Raw genomic sequence first — 16,325 nt, 5'->3', positions numbered from 1 at the left:
GAAAAGTGGGTACTAGGACGAAGCGGCGCGCGTCCGTTACGACGCCCCAAGCACGACGAGCCGGCACCTCAAAGGACTCCGGACAGTCGCGCGATGCAAGGGTGGATTACGCTTTCGCTAAGCCACCCTGCGCTTAGTGATGTCCGGTCGTTGGGGTAAACCGGAGATATTTCAAGACTGCGCTGAGGTCCGAAAAGACCCCGAGCTGAATCGCGCTCCCGCTTTCACCATGTCGGTCGTCTGAACCAGGGCGGACATCGCTGTGCGCGTGCCTCGACGCCGCTTTTGTGAAGGGTTTCGGATGCCGGCCGCTGTTGACAGACATCCGGTTAGCAAATGGCGATACCGCGAGTTCTTCCGAGCTATAGTTGTCTCGGCAATCCCAAAAGTGATCTTCCGGTTCTGAGTGCCCCCAACAAGCGCCGCGTGCATTGATTTCCTACATTTATCAACGAGCGAGGGTTACCTGTTAATGGATGAACGGCATCCTGACGCGCGCTGGGCTGCTCCGCTGTCCGATAAAGAGGATGGAAACCTGTATATGAATGGTGATTGGCTGTCGGCACTGCTCTCATGGTGGCCGTTCGTGGTGCTCATTGGTGCATGGATCGTGGTTTCGCGTTTTACCAACCGCACAAAATCGGGGGTTTCGGTAATCCAACCGTGTGAGCAGCAGCTCACCGAAACGCAGCGGATTGATGCCAGTCTAGAGCGCATCGTGGCGGCTCTCGACAAGCGCCCGCAATGTTAGGTGTCTCTATAAGAGACCTTTCGCTTGGCGACATTGCCTTGCAGCCAGTCCGTTGTTGGCCCGTACCTGTCCGATTCAAGTGGACGGAGTTTGTCTGCCCACCCGGTAGTTCAGACGTCAACCCGTTCTGCGCATCAAGGCGAGCAACGCGGCTCAGTTCAACCGCAGCCCCGTAATGTGCCGCGGATCCGGGCTCAGCTCATTCCGCTCCACGCGCTTGACGAGGTCGGTCAGCACGGCATTGGCTGCGCAGGACAGGCCGATCTTCTCGCCCTCGCGCACCACTAAACCGTTGAGGAATTCGATCTCGGTGCGCCGGCCCTTCTGCACGTCCTGGCCCATCGAGGGACGCTGCTCGGAGGAGGTGCGTTTGCCGTCCCTGAAGCGCTGCTCGTCGCAGACGCGCATCGCCGTCTCGTCGCCTTCTCCGGCGCGCGCGATCGTCTCAGGCGACAGGTGCAGGATCTCCTCCAATTGATAGCCGAGCGCCTGGCCGACGCGGATCGCTTCGCTGCCGAGCCGGGTGGAGAAACGGCGGATCGGCTCGCTTTGCAACTTGTCTCCGCCCGACAGACCCGTGCAGGCCGAGAGCCCATTGCCCATGACGTTGGCAACCAGTTTCGACCAGCGCTCGCCCCACAGATTGCCGGTCACTTTGGCGCTGTCCGAGTAGCCCACCAGACGGCAGATTTCTTCCGCCCGAGCCGTGACGCGACCGTGCACTTCGCCGGTGCGAAATACGGTGTGCGCCGCCCCGCCCTTGCCGGCGCCGCGGTGAATATGGCCGGGTTCAGGCAGATTGACGGTGATGCTGCTGGCAATGCATCCGAGCGTCCTGCCCCAGCCGACGATGCCGGCAATCGTCTCTTCGTTCATGCAGTTCTGCAGCGACACGACGTAGCCGTCGGGCGCCAGATACTGCTGGATCAGCATGGTGGCCCAGGCGGTGTCGTAAGATTTCATGCAGACGAAGGCGATGTCGACCGGTCTCTCCTTGGCGAGCTGCTGCGCGTCCGTGATGTGCAGCGCGCGCACGGAAACCGAGAATTCCGCGACGTCCCTTGCGTGCGTGACGCGCAGTCCGTGCTTCCTCATGTGCTCGATGTGATCGGGCCAGGGATCGATGAACGTGACGTCCTCGCCGGCCTGCACCATGTGGGCACCCACATACCCGCCGACGGCTCCAGCTCCGACGATAGCTATCTTCCGACCCATGCTTTCTCCCCGGCATTGTTCTTGCGGTCAGGGAAGCAACCGGTTCCCTGGTTCTTGAGGCGTCAGTTTAGTCGATCCAGGCCTTTCGCCAATGGTCCACCTTGCGCCCAACAGCGGACGTTACTGCCGGTTCAACCTCTGACAGGGAGCCGACTTCGGCGTTGTGTGGATCGGCAATCAGCCCAGACTTGCCATCGAGGGCGCCCTCGCGGCGACAGCTTTCGACCATTCGCCCCTGATCGCACTTGAATTGAACTCAATCCAAGTACATCCTGACCGCGAGTACAGACGTCGGAGTATACCCCGACCGCTCACCACCAAAGGCCTTGTTGTCTTGCCCAACCCACACGACTTTCACACTCCGCAATCGTCCTACACAAAAGACGATCTGCTCAAATCAGGTGAAGGTGGCTATTTCGGCCCAGGCAATGCGCAGTTGCCAGCACCGCCCATGCTTATGATGGACCGCATCACAGACATCAGCATGGACGGCGGCGAATTTGGAAAGGGCCATATCGTCGGCGAGTTGGACATTACGCCGAGCCTCTGGTTCTTTAATTGCCACTTTCCTCACGACCCTGTGATGCCGGGATGTCTGGGTTTGGACGCGATGTGGCAGATGATCGGTTACTGGCTCGGCTGGTCGGGCTCACCAGGCAAAGGCCGCGCCATCGGTGTTGGCGAGGTGAAGTTCAGAGGCCATATCACGCCAGAAGTCAGACGCGTTCGCTATGAGGTTGATATGCGCCAGGTGAGGCGCGGCAGACTGGTTCTCGGAGTTGCGAACGGCCGCGTGCACGCCGATGACACATGCGTCTACGTTGCCAGAGACATGAGGGTTGGTCTGATAACGCCCGCGATCTGAGCTGTAGTCAGCGACGCAATCCATCTCTCCACACAGGCGGATGCGCCCGCAATGACGGCGTTGTCTTCTCAGCCAGCCGTCGCAGCGGGCACGAGGCCACCGAGCGCAAGCGTCAGCTCGGCCGCCACTTCGCGCACGGTCTGGCCGAGCGTGGCCAAGCGATCGTCGGTCAGGCGACTGGTCATGCCGGAGACCGAGATCGCCGCCAGCGGCTCGCTGCAATCGTTGTAGACGACGGCGGCGATGCAGCGCAGCCCCATGCAGGCTTCCTCGTCGTCGACGGCGTAACCTTGGCGGCGGACGCGTTCGAGTTCCCTGAACAGGTCGCTCGGCCGCGTGATGGTCTTCTCGGTCAGGCGCGGCATGCCGTGGTGGCGGATGATCGCGCTGACGTCCTCGTCCGAATAGGTCGCCAGCACCGCCTTGCCGACGCCGGACGCAACCATCGCCACGCGGCCGCCGACCTTCGTCAGCGAACGCATGATCTCGCGGCTTTCCATTCGGGTCAGCACGACGATGAACTCGTCGTCGACGACGGCGAGGTTGGCGGTCTCGCGGGTGAGGTCGCGCAGCTTGCGCAGGTAGGGAACCGCCTGGGCGGTGAAGTTGCGGCGCCTCGCAAAGGTGGCGCCGACCGTGAAGCTGCGGGCGCCGACATGCCATTTCGATTGGGTCCGGTCGAATTGCACGAAGCGGCGGCTTTCGAGCGTTGCCAGCAGACGGTGCACGGTGGAGGTCGACAGCCCCGTGCGGATCGCGAGATCGCTCAGGCGGTAGCCTTCGTCGTCTTCGGCGAGCGTCTCGATGATCGAGAGCGCGCGGTCGACGGACTGCACGCCGCCCTCGCGGGAATCGGCCTCAGTATCCGCGTTAGTCTTCTCGATGGACTTGCGCCGGATCACGTCTCTCTTCATCGCGACCTGCATTCCCAGACACAGACCGAGTTTGTGGAGAGTCCCCTCACCCGAAGCGTTCAATCAAAATGCCGCTCCGACTGACGTCGAAGCGGCATTGATCTTCTCGTTAGAGCAGACCCGCGCCGCGCGCCCATTTGTACTTGGCCCCCAGCACCTCGACCGGCAGTTCGGTCGAATAGGCATAGGCCGGGATGCCGTGCTGATAGAGATACTCGGCGGCCTCCTCGACCTCGACGTCGCCGGCGAGCGAGGCCACCATCGGCTTCACGAAGCCCTTGGCCTCCATCTCCTTCTTCACCTCGACCATGTTGCGCGCGAACACCATCGGCGGCGTCACGATGGTGTGCCAGTAGCCGAGGATCAGCGCGTGGATGCGCTCATCGGACAGGCCGAGCTTCACCGTGTTGACATAGGTGATCGGCGGCTCGCCACCGGTAATGTCGACGGGATTGCCGGCGGCGCCGAATGGCGGGATGAACTTGCGGAAGGCCGCATCCAGGTCCGGCGGCATCTGCATCAGCGACAGGCCGTTGTCGACCACGGAGTCGGAGAGCAGCACGCCCGAACCGCCGGCGCCGGTGATGATCAGCACGTTCTCGCCCTTCGGCGTCGGCAGCACCGGCACGCCGCGGGCGAATTCGAGCAGTTGCCTCAAGCTGCGGGCGCGGATCACGCCGGACTGCTTGAACACGTCCTCATAGATCTTGTCGTTGCCGGCGAGCGCGCCGGTGTGCGAGCTTGCCGCCTTCGCACCTGCCGAGGTGCGGCCGGCCTTCAGCACGATCACCGGTTTCTTCTTGGAGACCCGCTTGGCGGCTTCCGCGAAGGCGCGGCCGTCCTTCAGGTCTTCGCAGTGCTGCGCAATCAAATTGGTGTTCGGGTCCTGCTCGAAGAAGGCAAGCAGATCGTCCTCGTCGATATCGGACTTGTTGCCGAGGCCGACGATCGCGGAGACGCCCATCTTCGCCGAGCGCGAGAAGCCGATGATCGCCATGCCGATGCCGCCGGACTGCGATGACAAGGCCGCATGGCCCTTGACGTCGTAGGCCGTGCAGAAGGTCGCGCAGAGATTGGCTGGCGTGTAATAGAAGCCGTAGATGTTCGGCCCCATCAGGCGGATGTCGTACTTCTTGCCGACTTCGACGATCTCGGCCTGCAGTTCCGGCGCGCCGGCTTCGGCGAAGCCCGACGGGATCAGCACGGCGCCGGGAATTTTCTTCTCGCCGCATTCGGCGAGCGCACCGGCGACGAATTTCGCGGGGATCGCGAACACCGCGACGTCGATCACCCCTGGCACGTCCTTGACGCTCTTGTAGGCCTTGTAGCCGAGGATCTCGGGCGCTTTGGGGTGGATCGGATAGATCTCGCCCTTGTAGCCGCCGTTAATGAGGTTCTTCATCACGGAGTTGCCGATCTTGCCGTCTTCGGCAGAAGCACCGATCACGGCCACCGCCTTCGGCTGCATGATGCGGTTCATCGCGGCGACGATTTCCTCGGTCGGGCGCGGCGCCGGGCGCGGCTTGTAGTCGAAATCGACGACGATGCGCACGTCGGCGGCGATCGCGTCCTTCTTGGTGGCAAAAACGGGATTGAGGTCGAGCTCGACGATCTCAGGGAAATCGCTGACCAGCCGCGACACCTTGACGATGACATCGGCGAGCGCCTCGCGGTTGACGGGATCGCCGCCACGCACGCCCTTCAGCATCTCATGCGCCTGGATGCCGTCGAGCATCGACAGCGCGTCTTCCGTGGTCGCGGGCGCGAGGCGGAAGGTGATGTCCTTGAGCACTTCGACCAGCACGCCGCCGAGGCCGAAGGCGACCAGCTTGCCGAACGAGCCGTCGGTGATCGAGCCGATGATCACCTCGGTGCCGCCGCCCAGCATCTGCTGGACCTGCACGCCCCCGATCTTGGCGTCCGCCTTGTACTTCCTGGCGTTGGCGAGAATCGTCTCGTAGGTCTTCTCGGCGTCAGCGGCCGTCTTGACGCCGACCACGACGCCGCCGGCCTCGGTCTTGTGGAGAATGTCCGGCGAGACGATCTTCATGACCACCGGGAAACCCATGCCGGACGCGATCCGCGCCGCCTCGGCCGCCGACTTGGCGACGTCCTCCTTCGGGACCGGTATCCCGTAGGCATCGCAGACCAATTTGCCCTCCGGCGCCGTCAGGCTCGTACGCTTGTCCGCTTTGACCGCATCGAGAACTTTGCGGACTGCTTCTTTTGAATTTGACATCGGCTTCCTCCCAGGACAAATTTGATGGCATTTGGTATGCCAGAAGCCAAAAAGTCAAGCCGGTCTTCTCTCGCGGGATGCAGAAAACAATGGCAACTTGACATTCTGGTATTTGGCATGCCAAAAACCTGACGGCATTTCTTCTGCTAAGAAGGCGTCTTCCAAACGGAGGAGACGAGTCGTGCCAACACCGAAGGAAACCAAGGCATCGCCTATTATGGCTGAGGCAGATATTGCGATCGTCCGGATCGCGCCAGAGACGAGCTTCAAGAACAAGGCTTACGAAGCCTTGAAGGAAGCTATTCTCAAGATGGACATCTATACGACGCCCGAGCCGGTGATGCTCGATGAGCGTGCGTTGTCCGAGCGCCTCGGCGTCAGCCGCACCCCGATCCGCGAAGCGATCGCCATGCTCGAACAGGACGGTTTTGTCAAAACCGTGCCGCGCCGCGGCATCGTCGTGGTCCGCCGCACCAAGACCGAGATCGTCGACATGATCCGCGCTTGGGCCGCACTCGAGAGCATGGCCGCGCGGTTGATCACGACCACCGCGCGCAAGAAAGACATCACGGCGCTGCGCGACTTCTTCAAGGATTTCAGCAGCGACCGCCGGCCGGAAGATCACATCGAGGAATATTCCAAGGCCAACATCGCCTTCCATCAGGCGCTGATCTCGCTGTCCGAGAATCAGGTCCTGGTCGATATGACCAACGACATCCTCTTGCATGTCCGCGGCTACCGGCAGCTCACGATCGGGCGGAAGGATCGCACCGCGACATCGCTACCCGAGCATCTCGGCATCATCGAGGCGCTGGAGGCGCGCGACACCGAGCTTGCGGAAAAGCGCGCGCGCGACCACACGCTTGGCCTTGCCGCTTACGTCGAAGCGCACGGCCAGGAACTTTTCACTTAGAGCGTCACTCAGAAGACGACGAACTCGTCCGAACCAGAAAAGCCAGAGGGAGACCATGCCCATGCTAAATACCGCCACCAAGACCGAAGCACCGGGCACGGAACAAGAGCTTACGGACGGCTTTCACCTCGTCATCGATGCGCTGAAGCTGAATGGCATCGACACCGTCTACGGCGTGCCGGGCATTCCGATCACGGATCTCGGCCGCATGGCGCAGGCGGCGGGCATTCGCGTGTTGTCGTTCCGGCATGAGCAGAACGCGGGCTACGCGGCGGCGATCGCGGGCTTCCTGACCAAGAAGCCCGGCGTCTGCCTGACGGTGTCGGCGCCAGGCTTCCTCAACGGGCTTACCGCGCTGGCGCACGCCACCACCAACTGCTTTCCGATGATCCTGGTCTCGGGTTCCTCGGAGCGCGAGATCGTCGACCTGCAGCAGGGCGACTATGAGGAGATGGACCAGCTCGCGATCGCCAAGCCGCTCTGCAAGGCGGCGTTCCGCGTGTTGCACGCGCAGGATATCGGCATCGGCTTTGCGCGCGCGATCCGCGCCGCCGTGTCCGGTCGTCCCGGCGGCGTCTATCTCGACCTGCCGGCAAAACTGTTCTCGCAGGTGATGAATGCCGAAGCCGGTCAGAGGTCGCTGGTGAAGGTGATCGACGCGGCGCCGGCGCAGATCCCTGCCCCGTCGGCGGTCAAGCGCGCGCTTGACGTGCTCAAGGGCGCCAAGCGTCCGCTGATCATCCTCGGCAAGGGCGCGGCCTACGCACAGGCCGATGACGCCATCCGCAGCTTCGTCGAGAAGAGCGGCGCGCCGTTCCTGCAGATGAGCATGGCCAAGGGCCTCCTGCCCGACACGCATCCGCAATCCGCCGGCGCCGCGCGCTCGACCGTGCTGAAGGATGCCGACGTGGTGATGCTGATCGGCGCCCGCCTCAACTGGCTGCTCTCGCATGGCAAGGGCAAGACCTGGGGCGATGCACCGAAGAAATTCATCCAGGTCGATATCGAGCCGAAGGAGATGGATTCCAACGTCGAGATCGCGGCTCCCCTGGTCGGCGATATCGGCTCCTGTGTCACCGCGCTGCTCGAGGGCATGGGCGGCAACTGGCCGGCGCCGCCTGCCGACTGGACCACCAAGGTCAACGCCAAGCGCGACGAGAACGTCGCCAAGATGGCGCCAAAGCTGATGAGCAATGCCTCGCCGATGGATTATCACGGCGCGCTCGGCGTGCTCCGCACCATCATCAAGGAGCGGCCGGACGCTATCTTCGTCAACGAAGGCGCCAACACACTCGACCTCGCCCGCGGCGTCATCGACATGTATCAGCCGCGCAAGCGGCTCGATGTCGGCACCTGGGGCGTGATGGGCATCGGCATGGGCTATGCCATCGCAGCCGCCGTCGAGACCGGCAAGCCGGTGCTCGCGGTCGAAGGCGACAGCGCCTTTGGTTTTTCGGGCATGGAGATCGAGACCATCTGCCGCTACGACCTGCCGGTCTGCGTCGTCGTCTTCAACAATGACGGCATCTATCGCGGCACCGACACCAACTCGGCCGGCGCCGATCCCGCAACCACGGTGTTCGTGAAGGGCGCACGCTACGACAAGATGATCGAGGCGTTCGGCGGCGTCGGCGTCAACGCGACCTCGCCGGATGAATTGAAGCGTGCCGTCAATGCGGCGATGGACTCCGGCAAGCCGACCCTGATCAACGCGGTGATCGATCCAGCGGCCGGCTCGGAGAGCGGCCGCATCGGCAATCTCAATCCGCAGAGCGTTCTGAAGAAGAAGTAACGGATCAACTGAACGGCGTCATTCCCCGCCAACGGGTCGGCCGAATGGCCGCCCGATGACAGGCTCCGGCGGGGGATCCAGTAGCCGCCGAGCTATCGCGAGGCGAACACTGAGCCCGACTGAATCGACGGTGATTACTGGATGCCCGCCTTCGTGGGCATGACAGCAACAGGTAGTAACAAGGAGAGGACAGATGACTAAGGCGCTTACGGGCGTTCGCATTCTCGATTTCACCCATGTCCAGTCGGGGCCGACCTGCACCCAGCTCCTGGCCTGGTTCGGCGCCGACGTGATCAAGGTCGAGCGCCCGGGCGTCGGTGACATCACGCGTGGCCAGTTGCAGGACGTCCCGAACGTGGACAGCCTGTATTTCACCATGCTCAACCACAACAAGCGCTCGATCACGCTCGACACCAAGAACCCGAAGGGCAAGGAAGTCCTGACCGCGCTGATCAAGAAGTGCGACGTGCTGGTGGAGAATTTCGGCCCCGGCGTGCTCGACCGCATGGGCTTTCCCTGGGAGAAGATCCAACAGATCAACCCGCAGATGATCGTGGCCTCCATCAAGGGCTTTGGCCCGGGGCCGTATGAAGACTGCAAGGTCTATGAGAACGTCGCGCAGTGCACGGGCGGCGCGGCCTCGACCACCGGCTTCCGCGACGACGTCCCGCTCGTCACCGGCGCACAGATCGGCGACAGCGGCACGGGACTGCATCTCGCCCTCGGCATCGTCACCGCGCTGTTCCACCGCACCAAGAGCGGCAAGGGCCAGCGAGTCACCGCGGCGATGCAGGACGGCGTGCTCAACCTCTGCCGCGTCAAGCTGCGCGACCAGCAGCGTCTCGCCCATGGCCCGCTCAAGGAATACAGCCAGTTCGGCGAAGGCATTCCGTTCGGCGACGCCGTGCCGCGCGCGGGCAATGATTCCGGCGGCGGCCAGCCCGGGCGCATCCTGAAGTGCAAGGGCTGGGAGACCGATCCCAACGCCTACATCTACTTCATCACGCAGGCACCGGTCTGGGAGAAGATCTGCGACGTGATCGGCGAGCCCACCTGGAAGACGCATCCGGATTACGCCAAGCCGGCGGCACGCTTGCCGCGGCTGAACGAAATCTTCGCCCGCATCGAGCAGTGGACTACGACCAAGACCAAGTTCGAGGCGATGGAGATCCTCAACCAATACGACATCCCCTGCGGCCCGATCCTGTCGATGAAGGAACTCGCCGAGGACCAGTCGCTGCGCGCGACCGGCACCGTGGTCGAGGTCGACCATCCCACCCGCGGCAAATACCTGTCGGTCGGCAACCCGATCAAGCTGTCGGACAGCCCGAGCGAAGTGCTTCGCTCGCCGCTGCTTGGCGAGCACACCGACGAGGTGCTGCGCCAGGTGCTCGGCTTTACCGATCACCAGGTCGCCGAGATCCACGACTCCGGCGCGCTCGCTCCGCCGCAGAAGCAGGCGGCCGAGTAAGTCGCGTCATATCGCTGAACGGCTAAAAGGGCCGCCGGTATTCCGGCGGCCCTTTTGTCTTGGCGCGACCTGCGGTCAATCACGCTTCGGAATAGACTGCATGTTCGTCTGCAAATAGGCGAGCGCAGCGCGTCCGAATTCTTCGCCCAGCGCTGTCCACGACACGTCACTGAGCGCCTCATCGAACGCTCGCGCTTTTCCGAGCACCGCCGCCGTTATGATGTGAAACGATACCCGCGCCATAAGCTCGGCCTTGTCGCCGGCGACGCCTTGCAGGAACGGAAGCAACGCTTCGCGATACCTGGAGAAAATACGACGCCGGCCGCGTGCGCCTATCCGATCCATTTCCGAGGTGCCGCCGCGCTGCGCGGCGAAGACGGCAAAGTACAGCTTCTCATCGCCAGCGAAAGTGTCGCAGGTCGCGGCGGCGAAACGCTCGATCACATCAGCCATGTTGTCGAATGGCCGCTGAGAGAGTCGCTCGCCGACGGCTTCCTCGATGCGGGCCGTAATCTCGTATTTGATAGCCTGCAGCAATTCATCCTTGCCGCGAAAACGGCGATAGATGTTTCCGACCGGCAGGCCCGCGGCTTCCGCCACCTCGGCCATCGAAAAGCCGTCCGCGCCTTTCGTTCTCAGCAGCTGTTCAGCGGCCGTGACGATCTTCGTAAGAGCGGCACGGCTGCGCTGCTGCTGCGGCCGCACGACGTGAGGTGACGTTTCGAAGGTCGACATGATGGCAGCAATACCATCATGCCGATGGTCCAACAACGGAGAGGATCTCTCGCGGCTCATTCGCCGCGAGGTATCGTCGGCAGCACGAGGAACGAGTCGCGCGCCCCGCCGGAGGCGATCGTCGTCACGCCGGAGAACTCAGGGTTCGGCCGATCGGCGGGATCGTCGTGCAGGAACACGCCGGACCCGCGCCTTCCGATGGATTTCCCATCCGGATTCGACGGCGGACGCTGGAAGTCGGCCCCCTCGATCCGGAGCGTCAGTTTGTATCCGGGATGAACGACGATCGAGGTCGGCCAGATCTCCACATCGACCGGATAGAACTCGTCCGGCTTCAGCTTCTGCACTTCGTCATGCGTATGCCAGGGCTGGTATGGCTTCGACCGTTGGACGTCGAGCTTGCGCCGCGACGCGCGCAGCCATCCTTGCGCCAATGGCGAGGCGGTGTCGGATGCGCCGAGGAAAGTGACCTCGCGTCCCTTCTCGTCGAACAATTGCAGGGTGACGAAGAGATCCGCATCCGCGGTCGACGATGCGACCCAGAGATGGGCGGCGAGCGGTCCGGTGAACTCCATCGTCCGATCGAACACCATATCGAAAGTGGCCGCGGTCTTTCCGGCATCGAACGTCACGCTGGCTTCGCCCTTGGGCACCTCGGTGCCCAGCGAACGGTTCTGCGCATCGAGATGATAATTGACATAACGGGTGCGGGCGAGCGGCCAGCCTTCCTCGGACCGCGTCGTCCAGGTCGCGCGCGCCGGATCGCGTTCGACCAGGGAAACCCGTGCGGTCTTCTCCCACTTGTTGTCTATTCCCTTGAGATAGTGATCGAAGAACTTGTGCTGAAGCGCGATCCCCTCATCGCTGTAGAAGCTGTCGTCATGCGTTCCCGTGTGCAGGAACAGCCACTTTTCCGTCGATGACGCCTGGACGAATCCCTCGTAATTGCCGCGGCCGTGGAGGCTTGGAGCCGAGAGATTTCCGGCCGACAGCAGCGGCGTGCGGATACGGCTCAGATCAGCATTGATCTCCTGATTGTAGCCATCGAGCAGAGGATGGGCGTGCGCGCTGTCGATCAGGTTTCTTCGGTTGGCCTTCAGCAAATCGTCACTGAGTGCCGCGCCGGTGGGAGGCCGCCCCGTTCCTGGATCCTTGTAGGCGGTCGCCGCGTTGCCATTCTGATTGGGAAGGATCTGGCTCTTGAACCAGAGCTGAAGAAACACATTGCTTTCGATGCCGCCGTGAAACAGCGCCTCACGATACAGATCGGACGCGCCTTCCCAGGGGATAATCGCGGCGAGATGCGGTGACTGAAGCGCGGCAACCTGCCATTGATTGATGGCCATGTAGGAAATGCCGAGCAAGCCGACCTTCCCGTTCGACCACGGTTGCGCAGCAGCCCATTCAATCGCGTCGTAGAAATCGCGCGCTTCGCGCGCCGAGACGAGGTCGAGATAGCCCGGCGAGTAACCTGCACCGCGGACGTCGAGCGCGATGACCACATAACCGCCGCCGACCCAGCGTTCGGGGTCGGTGTGCTCCCAACGCATGAACCGGCACGACGATTGGGCACAAATGTTCGGGTTGGCTTTGAGCAACTGGGTCCAACCTGATGCGTAGGCCTCCTGGAAGGTCGCATCCTTGCCATAGGGCCCCTGCGCCATGATCACCGGATAGGTCCCGGCCTGCTTGGGACGGAACACGTTGGCATAAACCACGTGGCCATCGCGCAACGTCACGGCGACGTTCTGATCATAGATCATCGTCGCCCCGCTTTTCAGCACGACCTCTTCATGAGCGCGCGGGATCGAGTAATTCGATTGCGGAGCGGCGTAGGCTGCAAAGGCCAGGCTCGTTCCCGCCACGACGGCGAGCAAGACCCTTCCGGATAACTTCATGGTTTCCTCCAGTGGCCACGTGAAATGGGCCAATGGCGGTCGTTTACGCCGGTTAAAATGCGAATGCAAATCCTGTTCGCATTCTGGTTAGGATTTTTGGGATGCCAAACGGCCGGCCTATGTTGCACCGCAGAAGGCGGATGCTGCTATGCAAACAAATGCGTTGTTGCTGGCATCTGGTATACATAAATAGTCCCCAGATCACGAAGCGGACATTCCGCCGCAACTTCAGAGAAGGGGGACATCATGTCCAAGACTGCTTCCATCGCAATTTCGGCCCCGACTTCGCTGTGGGGACGTTTGATGGCCACGATCGATCGGCTGCTGATGAAGAGCGCCGAGATCTCCATCCGCAACGGCGACCTCCCGCGCTTCGGCCTCTAAGGCCTCATAGCGACACGAATTCCGGCGGCGAACGCCGTCGAGGTGGCGCCGACGAGACTTACATTTTGTTTGAGCGAATGGCCCCTGCTCCGGCCAGCCCCTAGCTTAAGTGTGGAATTTTAACTCCACCTTCATCGGCATCCCTTATTCCATAAAGAATTCGGGGTGCCGACCATGCCGGAGATTTCTTCGGGAGGAGCCAAAAGGCTTCGTCTCCCTCCCCCTTTCGAAGGGGTCAACGTCAACTTCTGCAAGAACCCGCTCTGTCCGAACTTCGGTGTTCACGCCGAAATCGAGGACCAGCGAAGCAAAAACAGACACAAAACAAACGAACGATCGTCCTACATCGTGACGGGTTCGCCCCACGAAGCGTCGCTTGCCGCCGCGGATTGGCATATCTACATGTGCTGAAACGCTTGCGGAGCACTAACCCCCGCAAGCATTTCTCGCGTATCTCGGACGTCGATCGATCACTTTACCGCAGCGTTGCCACCATCGGCGAACAAGGCCGATCCCGTGACGAAACTGGCCATCGAGCTGGCGAGGAAAAGTGCGCTAGAGGCAATCTCCTCGGGTCGCGCGATCCGCTTCATCGCATGCAGGCCCGCGGCCCAGTCCTTCTGACTTTGATCGCCCGCCATTGCGGTATCCACACCGCCGGGCAACAGCGCGTTGGCCCTGATGCCCATAGCGGCGTAGTCGGCGGCTATCCCCTTCACCAGGCCCATCAGTCCGGCCTTGGAAGCTCCATAGGCCGCCATGCCGGGAATGCCAACGCTGGTGCCGACAAAGCTGGATGTGAAGACGATTGAGCCTCCGCCGCGCGAAAGCATCGCCGGAATCTGACTGCGCGCGCCGAGAAATGCTGCCGTAAGATTAGTCGTCAGGGTGTGCTGCCACTCCTCCGGCGAAATCTCCGCCAGCGGCCTTGCCGGACCGACCGTGCCAGCATTGTTGATGGCGATGTCGAGGCCCCCGAATTCGCTCGTAGCGGCAGCGACGGCCATTTCGTGGGTTTCGGGCAGGCCGACATCGCCGCCGACGATGATCGCACGCCCTCCCTTGCTTCGGATTGTCTGGGCCACCTCGTCAAGTTGAGTTGTGCGCCGCGCGGTCAGGACCATCGCCGCACCTTGCTCGGCAAACATCAGCGCAACCGCCCGACCGATCCCGGAAGACGCGCCCGTGACGATGGCGACTTTATGTTTAAGTAGATTCATATCTCGAACATCTTTCTGCTGTCGTTATGGGCAGCAAGGTATTCAAGCCTCCTTTGGGAGCCACCCGATTCCTGCGTTCGAAAACAAGACGTGTCGATCGGTGTGTGCCGCGCGCGCGTAGAGCGAAAAGCCCGCAGTCAGAGGCGCGGCCCCCAATCCATCGCGACGGCCACGCTATGGCGCCCCCGCGTGAGCGCAACGTACTCGGCCGTGGAGTCGACCATGCCTCCGTCCCCGCCGATGTCCGATCTTGGGGTCCAAATGGACATCACCTGCATCGGGATTGCCTAGATTTGCTCGGTATTGGCGCTCGATTTCATCGAAGCGAATTCTGTGGAATCGCCGTTTTTGGCGATTCCACATTTAAGTGAGTGGCTGGCCTGCTCCGGGGCCTTTCTTTTTCTTTCCGAATGCCCGGTAACGGCCCACTGCGACAAAGTAGCTCGGAAAGTGGTCCACCACGCCGATTGTTTGCAAGCTGGTATGTCGCATACCTTAGGTAGGCGCTAGCCGACAGCCACCGCGCAAACAGCGGTGCACCGTGGGGGCGGTCAGTCCGGCGCGAGAGGCCAAGGGGCGGTCCATCCTTCCCGTGGCTCCTCTCGAGGATCGAGCATTATTCGAAAGAAGCGGATGCCGCGCCTGAACAGCCCTCATACAGTTCCAATCGGCCGCACGATCGCAGCGGGTGATCGATCACCGGAAAGGTGCCGGATGACCCGCAGCACGTGATCGGGATGGGCTGATCGCAAGCCGACAAAGAGCGGCGCGTTAAAGTTCTTAGGGAGGACACCAGATGAAGCATTCCATTCTGCATCTTGCATTGGCGGCCGTCGCAGCGTTGTGCGCGAGCGGTACCGGAGTCTCTGCCGCCTGGGAGCCGGTTCGTCCGGTCGAGTTCATCGTACCCGCCGGCACAGGCGGCGGTGCGGATCAGATGGCGCGCACGATCCAGGGCATCGTGACCAAGCACAATCTGATGAAGCAGCCGATGGTCGTCATCAACAAGGCTGGTGGCGCCGGAGGTGAAGGTTTTCTCGATGTGAAGGGGTCATCGGGCAATCCCCACAAGATCATCATTACACTCTCGAATCTTTTCACGACGCCACTGGCAACGGGGATTCCCTTCAACTGGAAGGATATGACCCCGGTCGCAATGCTGGCGCTCGATGAATTCGTGCTCTGGGTGAATGCCGAGAAATCCTACAACAAGGTCGGCGAATATGTTGACGCCGTAAAGAAGGCGCCGGCCGGCACGTTCAAAATGGGAGGCACCGGCTCGAAGCAGGAGGACCAGATCATCACGGTCGCCGTCGAGAAGGCGATCGATACCAAGTTCACCTACATCCCCTACAAAGGCGGCGGCGAAGTCGCCGTTCAGCTCGTCGGCAACCACGTCGATTCGACCGTCAACAATCCGATCGAAGCGGTAGCGCAATGGCGCGGCGGCAAGCTCCGTCCGCTCTGCGTCTTCGACGCCCAGCCAATGGCCTATGACGAGCCGATCGCCGACGGCAAGGGCTGGAAGGATATTCCAACCTGCAAATCGCAGGGCCTCGATATGGAGTATCTGATGTTGCGTGGCATCTTCATGCCGCCGAAAGCCACCAAGGATCAGATCGAATATTACGTCGAACTGTTCAAGAAGGTGCGCGCCACGCCTGAATGGCAGGATTTCATGAAGAGCGGCGCATTCAACACCACCTTCCTGACCGGGGCCGACTACGCCAAGTGGGTCGAGGCGGAGCAAAAGCGCCACGAGGTATTGATGAAAGAAGCTGGTTTCCTCGCCTCGGCGAATTGATCCGGCGATATCAACCAAGCACGCACGAGCGTGTCCCTTCGATTTCTAGAGCGTTTTCGAGCGAAGTGGAGACCGGTTCGCGTGAAGAAAACGCGTCAAAACAAGAATCTAGTACCCACTTTTC

The 16,325-nt window shown here is 61.8% G+C and carries 13 protein-coding genes; 7 read left to right on the top strand and 6 right to left on the bottom strand.

Features of this window, described 5'->3' with window-relative positions:
• Positions 1 to 472: 472 nt before the first annotated feature.
• Positions 473 to 751: a hypothetical protein gene (locus CWO89_RS27055; RefSeq protein WP_130581665.1), complete on the top strand. Its 279-nt coding sequence runs from the start codon at positions 473 to 475 to the stop codon at positions 749 to 751.
• 153 nt (positions 752 to 904) lie between these two features.
• Here the strand turns inward: CWO89_RS27055 and CWO89_RS27050 are convergent, their stop codons facing one another.
• Positions 905 to 1,966, bottom strand: a complete 1,062-nt coding sequence (locus CWO89_RS27050; protein WP_130581664.1) for a ketopantoate reductase family protein — start codon at positions 1,964 to 1,966, stop codon at positions 905 to 907.
• A gap of 334 nt (positions 1,967 to 2,300) precedes the next feature.
• On the opposite strand from CWO89_RS27050, the gene fabA reads away from it, so the two are divergent.
• Positions 2,301 to 2,831: a bifunctional 3-hydroxydecanoyl-ACP dehydratase/trans-2-decenoyl-ACP isomerase gene (fabA, locus tag CWO89_RS27045; RefSeq protein ID WP_130581668.1), complete on the top strand. Its 531-nt coding sequence runs from the start codon at positions 2,301 to 2,303 to the stop codon at positions 2,829 to 2,831.
• A 68-nt stretch (positions 2,832 to 2,899) separates the two neighbouring features.
• Here fabA and CWO89_RS27040 read toward each other — a convergent pair whose 3' ends face one another.
• Complete coding sequence (locus CWO89_RS27040; RefSeq protein ID WP_165421363.1) at positions 2,900 to 3,745, bottom strand: IclR family transcriptional regulator; 846 nt, start codon at positions 3,743 to 3,745, stop codon at positions 2,900 to 2,902.
• Positions 3,746 to 3,854: 109 nt separating this feature from the next.
• Complete coding sequence (locus CWO89_RS27035) at positions 3,855 to 5,984, bottom strand: acetate--CoA ligase family protein (RefSeq protein ID WP_130581662.1); 2,130 nt, start codon at positions 5,982 to 5,984, stop codon at positions 3,855 to 3,857.
• Positions 5,985 to 6,201: 217 nt separating this feature from the next.
• Here CWO89_RS27035 and CWO89_RS27030 point away from each other — a divergent pair, with 217 nt between their 5' ends.
• The 3 genes from CWO89_RS27030 to frc all read left to right on the top strand — a co-directional run bounded on the left by CWO89_RS27030 (position 6,202) and on the right by frc (position 10,160).
• Positions 6,202 to 6,897: a GntR family transcriptional regulator gene (locus CWO89_RS27030; RefSeq protein ID WP_130581667.1), complete on the top strand. Its 696-nt coding sequence runs from the start codon at positions 6,202 to 6,204 to the stop codon at positions 6,895 to 6,897.
• A 61-nt stretch (positions 6,898 to 6,958) separates the two neighbouring features.
• Positions 6,959 to 8,689, top strand: a complete 1,731-nt coding sequence (oxc, locus tag CWO89_RS27025; RefSeq protein WP_130581661.1) for an oxalyl-CoA decarboxylase — start codon at positions 6,959 to 6,961, stop codon at positions 8,687 to 8,689.
• A gap of 193 nt (positions 8,690 to 8,882) precedes the next feature.
• Entirely contained in the window at positions 8,883 to 10,160 is a 1,278-nt protein-coding gene (gene frc, locus CWO89_RS27020; RefSeq protein ID WP_130581660.1) for a formyl-CoA transferase, read from the top strand.
• A 75-nt stretch (positions 10,161 to 10,235) separates the two neighbouring features.
• On the opposite strand, the gene CWO89_RS27015 is transcribed toward frc, so the two are convergent.
• Together CWO89_RS27015 and CWO89_RS27010 are read right to left on the bottom strand one after the other, a co-directional pair.
• A complete protein-coding gene (locus CWO89_RS27015) occupies positions 10,236 to 10,895 on the bottom strand; it encodes a TetR/AcrR family transcriptional regulator (RefSeq protein WP_165421362.1) in 660 nt (219 codons plus the stop codon).
• A gap of 56 nt (positions 10,896 to 10,951) precedes the next feature.
• On the bottom strand, positions 10,952 to 12,793 hold the full coding sequence (locus CWO89_RS27010) for a CocE/NonD family hydrolase (RefSeq protein WP_245476606.1): 1,842 nt from the start codon (positions 12,791 to 12,793) through the stop codon (positions 10,952 to 10,954).
• Between the two features lie 246 nt (positions 12,794 to 13,039).
• Here CWO89_RS27010 and CWO89_RS46175 point away from each other — a divergent pair, with 246 nt between their 5' ends.
• Positions 13,040 to 13,177 (top strand): hypothetical protein, encoded by a 138-nt coding sequence (locus CWO89_RS46175; RefSeq protein ID WP_165421361.1) that lies wholly within the window; start codon positions 13,040 to 13,042, stop codon positions 13,175 to 13,177.
• Between the two features lie 470 nt (positions 13,178 to 13,647).
• Here CWO89_RS46175 and CWO89_RS27000 read toward each other — a convergent pair whose 3' ends face one another.
• Entirely contained in the window at positions 13,648 to 14,397 is a 750-nt protein-coding gene (locus CWO89_RS27000; protein WP_130581658.1) for an SDR family oxidoreductase, read from the bottom strand.
• A gap of 796 nt (positions 14,398 to 15,193) precedes the next feature.
• On the opposite strand from CWO89_RS27000, the gene CWO89_RS26995 reads away from it, so the two are divergent.
• Positions 15,194 to 16,201 (top strand): Bug family tripartite tricarboxylate transporter substrate binding protein, encoded by a 1,008-nt coding sequence (locus CWO89_RS26995; RefSeq protein WP_130581657.1) that lies wholly within the window; start codon positions 15,194 to 15,196, stop codon positions 16,199 to 16,201.
• Positions 16,202 to 16,325: the final 124 nt, after the last annotated feature.

The organism is Bradyrhizobium sp. Leo170, assembly GCF_004296405.1.
In the GTDB taxonomy this organism is placed as follows: domain Bacteria; phylum Pseudomonadota; class Alphaproteobacteria; order Rhizobiales; family Xanthobacteraceae; genus Bradyrhizobium.
The sequence above is the reverse complement of the archived record's forward strand: the minus strand, read 5'-3'. Positions and strand labels throughout refer to the sequence as shown.